General features: G+C 43.9%; 5 protein-coding genes, 1 tRNA gene and 1 pseudogene. 4 read left to right on the top strand and 3 right to left on the bottom strand.

Annotation, left to right across the window (positions count from 1 at the left end; translation table 11 throughout):
* Window positions 1-275: 275 nt before the first annotated feature.
* Window positions 276-374: pseudogene (locus BLW34_RS17590) on the top strand (FmdB family zinc ribbon protein); the annotation flags it as partial.
* An 11-nt stretch (window positions 375-385) separates the two neighbouring features.
* On the opposite strand, the gene BLW34_RS17585 reads toward BLW34_RS17590, so the two are convergent.
* The gene (locus tag BLW34_RS17585) at window positions 386-604 is read right to left on the bottom strand and encodes a hypothetical protein (protein WP_371263959.1); all 219 of its coding nucleotides are present in this window, start codon (window positions 602-604) and stop codon (window positions 386-388) included.
* A gap of 81 nt (window positions 605-685) precedes the next feature.
* Here BLW34_RS17585 and aspS point away from each other — a divergent pair, with 81 nt between their 5' ends.
* The 3 genes from aspS to BLW34_RS14945 all read left to right on the top strand — a co-directional run bounded on the left by aspS (window position 686) and on the right by BLW34_RS14945 (window position 3,266).
* On the top strand, window positions 686-2,476 hold the full coding sequence (gene aspS, locus BLW34_RS14955; RefSeq protein ID WP_090581286.1) for an aspartate--tRNA ligase: 1,791 nt from the start codon (window positions 686-688) through the stop codon (window positions 2,474-2,476).
* 8 nt (window positions 2,477-2,484) lie between these two features.
* Complete coding sequence (gene nudB, locus BLW34_RS14950; protein WP_090581282.1) at window positions 2,485-2,934, top strand: dihydroneopterin triphosphate diphosphatase; 450 nt, start codon at window positions 2,485-2,487, stop codon at window positions 2,932-2,934.
* Between the two features lie 256 nt (window positions 2,935-3,190).
* Window positions 3,191-3,266 (top strand) — tRNA-Lys (locus tag BLW34_RS14945).
* Between the two features lie 219 nt (window positions 3,267-3,485).
* On the opposite strand, the gene BLW34_RS14935 is transcribed toward BLW34_RS14945, so the two are convergent.
* Together BLW34_RS14935 and BLW34_RS14930 are read right to left on the bottom strand one after the other, a co-directional pair.
* Window positions 3,486-3,803: an HNH endonuclease family protein gene (locus tag BLW34_RS14935; RefSeq protein WP_090581277.1), complete on the bottom strand. Its 318-nt coding sequence runs from the start codon at window positions 3,801-3,803 to the stop codon at window positions 3,486-3,488.
* 62 nt (window positions 3,804-3,865) lie between these two features.
* Window positions 3,866-4,114, bottom strand: coding sequence for a DNA adenine methylase (locus BLW34_RS14930; protein ID WP_256203830.1), 249 nt, complete (start codon window positions 4,112-4,114; stop codon window positions 3,866-3,868).
* Between the last annotated feature and the right edge of the window lie 113 nt (window positions 4,115-4,227).

Genomic DNA, 4,227 nt, shown 5'->3' with positions numbered 1-4,227 from the left:
GACATGGAGGCGGCATGATTTTTCCAAAAATGGTTGCGAAATAAGAGAGTATCTTCTCCCAGCGGGAGAAGGTATAGCTGCCGAATTTTGAAGTGTGATGAGTATAAAAGTAGTTTTTAGGTTTAAGACTTTAAAAAAAACGTCGCAGCCTATATATTCTTTCTGCAGATTTTGCGAGTATGTTGAGCAGAACTGTTTTCCTTATTTCAAAACAATTGGACGCAATGGTTAAAGTATAATATCGCTTTTCCCATTTGTAAGATTAATGGAGGTAAATGATGCCTATCTATGAATATATTTGCCGATCGTGTGGCCTGGAAAAAGAACATTTGCAAAAAATGAATGACGCGCCCATTGGAAGCTGCCCTGAATGCGGGAGTAGTGATTATGTTAAGCAGATTTCTGCTGCTGGCTTCCAATTAAAAGGAAGCGGCTGGTATGTTACAGATTTTAAAAGCAAGCCAGCATCGGAAAGCAAGTCAAAACCAGAAACTAAGAGTGAAAGTACTGCCAGTACCGCCTCATCTACCGCTACAACGGAATGATTCGACAGCGCTCTTACATCAACTTGTTGATTGATATGGCCGGTGGTTTGATCACGCATACAGTTAGACTAAGCTTTTTCGCTCCCAAAAACGATGAATCCTTGGATGTTCCTAATTTTTTTACCTAAAACCGATACATTATGCGTACCAACTATTGTGGCGCCATTAATACTCATTATCTGAATCAAACTATTACGCTTTATGGGTGGGTTCATCGTCGACGTGATCATGGTGGTGTAATTTTTATTGATTTACGTGATCGTGAAGGCATTGTTCAGATCGTCTGTGATCCTGAAAATGCTGTAACTTTCCAAATTGCGGAGAAAATTCGTAACGAATATGTGCTTAAAGTAAATGGCGTAGTGCGCCCTCGTCCAGAAGGGACAGTTAATCTGACTATCCATACAGGCGAAGTGGAAGTGCTGGTGGATATGATTGAAATTCTTAATCCGTCACTTACACCGCCATTCCAGATGGATGAAGAGAATTTGAGTGAAGCGATACGTCTGGAGCATCGCTATCTTGATCTACGCCGTCCCGTCATGCAAAAAAACTTGCGTCTGCGTCACAAAGTCACCATGGCAGTACGCTCGTTTCTCGATCAGCAGGGTTTCATTGATGTAGAAACACCGATATTGACTAAATCAACACCCGAAGGTGCGCGAGACTATTTAGTTCCTTCGCGTGTTAATGACGGACATTTTTTTGCGCTTCCCCAATCTCCCCAGCTATTCAAACAACTGCTGATGGTATCTGGGTTTGATCGCTACTACCAGATTACCCGTTGTTTTCGTGATGAAGATTTGCGCGCGGATCGTCAGCCAGAATTCACTCAGATTGATATTGAAACCTCTTTTCTCAACGAAAATGAGATCATGGCCTTGATGGAAGGGATGATTCGCAATTTGTTCTGGGATGCCATCGGTATCGACTTGCCCGATCCCTTTCCTCGACTGAGCCATGAGGAAGCCATGTTTAAGTATGGTTCCGACAAACCGGATATGCGTATACCACTGGTACTGACTGAGTTGACTGAGTTAATGCAGGATGTACCCTTCCAGGTATTTCGTGATGCTGCCCAGAAACCAGGTGGACGTGTTGCGGCGCTGCGCATTCCAAGAGGCAGTGAATTATCACGTAAGGAAATCGACGATTACACGCAATTTGTTGCCATTTATGGGGCAAAGGGCTTGGCCTATATTAAGATCAACAGCCTGGAAAAAGGAATGGAAGGATTGCAATCGCCCATCTTGAAATTTTTGCCAGAAACAGTTGTGAGCGCCGTTCTGGAGCGTACCGGCGCTCAGGAGGGTGATCTCGTATTCTTTGGCGCAGATAAGGCTCAGGTCGTCAATGATGCATTAGGCGCTTTGCGAGTCAAGATTGGTCATGAACGTGGATTGGCCAGTACTGACTGGAAGCCATTATGGGTTGTCGATTTCCCGATGTTCGAGTGGGACGAGGAAGAAAATCGCTGGAAAGCGCTCCATCATCCGTTTACCTCTCCAGCAGAGGGTCATGAAGATCTTCTTGCGACAGAGCCCGGCAAGGCCTTATCCAAAGCCTATGACATGGTCTTAAATGGTGTCGAGATTGGGGGAGGTTCTGTACGTATTCACCGTCAGGATGTGCAATCGAAAGTGTTTCATGCACTGAATATTTCCGATAGTGAGGCGCAGGAAAAATTTGGTTTCCTGCTCAATGCTCTCCAGTATGGTGCACCTCCACACGGTGGGATTGCATTTGGCCTTGATCGTGTTGTGGCTATGATGACGGGGGCTGATTCGATTCGTGATGTGATTGCTTTCCCGAAAACACAGCGCGCGCAGTGTCTGTTAACTCAAGCGCCCAACGCTGTTGAAGAAAAGCAATTACGGGAATTGCATATTCGTCTCCGTAATCCTGGAGATACTGTTTCCAGGGGTTATTAATTTCAGCGGTGCCGACTTACAAGAAACCTGTTTCTGTTCTGATCATCGTTCACACAGTGAATTTGCAGGTATTGCTGCTGGAACGTGCAGATCATCCTGGGTATTGGCAATCTGTCACAGGTAGTCAGGATCAGGATGAAACACTGCTTCAAACCGCTATCAGGGAGCTAAAAGAAGAAACGGGCCTCGATGCGGCATGTTATGAACTGACTGACTGGCATATACAAAATCAGTATGAAATTTTCCAGGAATGGCGCTGGCGTTATGCTCCAGGTATCACTCAGAATATGGAGCATGTTTTTGGGCTAAAAGTACCCAGAATCATTCCCATCAGCATCGCTGCGCGCGAGCATCTGCGGAGCATCTGGTTACCTTGGGAGGAAGCAGCTGAGAAAGTATTCTCATGGAGCAACGCACAGGCTATCCGTATGTTGGGTTCGGTCGGTAATAACGTATAGTACGGTTAATTTCAGATGTAACATCTCGCAAACGCCTTGATCAAATGCGAGCGATACAATTTCTTCATCGGGTCACGTACTATTTAAGGTGAGAGTGTTTGCAGGAGACTCAACATCTGGATTGATATTTTCATGATTATGTTGGGTTGGAATTAGAGTTTTCCTGAAAATATGACTTTTATTTTGCTCTGTTTTGCTTTTGTGAAGGATAAAGTATTTCATATTGTTGGATGAATTGATATAATAGCGCGCCTTGGGGTCGTTAGCTCAGTTGGTAGAGCAGCGGACTTTTAATCCGTTGGTCGCGAGTTCGAATCTCGCACGACCTACCAAATAAAACCAAAGGGGTTGCATGTTGTGTGCAGCCCCATTGTTCCGCAATTATTAAATCTGTTCCGCAATCCATTATATTGTAGGTGTGACTTTGTCACCCTTTCTGCTCTAATTTACTCTATGGAATTTCCCAAAATTCTTTGCAGCAATAATGTATGCTTTGTGAGCGTCTTCTGGAGAATTATATAGGCCTAAGCTTATTTGCTTATAATCAACCATTATCCTGGATCGCCATTTTCCCGTTTCTTTATGATAGTAGCTCCTTTGTATCCACTTAGCGCTCTTCCTGGCGAGTTTGCTGCATTGGACTGTCTATCCGCAAGGTAGAGATTGCTTCTTCTATCATCAATTTTATTTAGATTTATGTGATCAATTTCACAATCTGGATTGCCAAATATTTCTCTATGCATGTACTGAATGCCGCCTCTTACTCCATTTATCATTTGCAAATTTCTTGCTGCATATCCATTTTTTGTGTAATACCACTTATATTTAGATAAACTATCGAAACACTCATCTGTAAATTTTCGCGCCATTTGGTACTGTTTTGCGCTTTATTTGGTACTGGCCATTGGGTATTTTAACGGGCAATAAATCGTTAAAAATTCCGGATTACGAGCTCCGATCGTTGTCCGCGTCCCTGCTGTCCACCCACGGTATAGTTGATCGCTACCGCCTGCATCGCCAATCCCTTGAATGCCTCATGCATTTCTGGAATATCGTTGACTGATATGATCATCTTTCCTTTTATCGTTCTCGCCAGCTCGGCTATCTGAGCATACTGTTCCAGCTCAAAATCCATACCATAACCTTCGGTACCCCAATAAGGGGGATCACAGTAAAACAAGGTGTATTCCCGGTCGTATGTCAATGACGGAGCAAAAAGGTACCAGCATAGCGCGCGAAAAGTGTACCAGTTAGGTTAATAAAAAAGAGGGATTTAACCTCTGGTTTTAGCGC

Origin of the sequence: Nitrosomonas sp. Nm58, assembly GCF_900107335.1 — a bacterium.
In the GTDB taxonomy this organism is placed as follows: Bacteria; Pseudomonadota; Gammaproteobacteria; order Burkholderiales; family Nitrosomonadaceae; genus Nitrosomonas.
This window is presented reverse-complemented; position numbering and strand designations above follow the sequence as displayed.

Coding starts and splice junctions, on each gene's coding strand:
- BLW34_RS14935 (WP_090581277.1), bottom strand. CDS start 3,803: ATGGCGCGAAAATTTACAGATGAGTGTTTCGATAGTTTATCTAAATAT.
- aspS (WP_090581286.1), top strand. CDS start 686: ATGCGTACCAACTATTGTGGCGCCATTAATACTCATTATCTGAATCAA.
- BLW34_RS17585 (WP_371263959.1), bottom strand. CDS start 604: ATGCGTGATCAAACCACCGGCCATATCAATCAACAAGTTGATGTAAGA.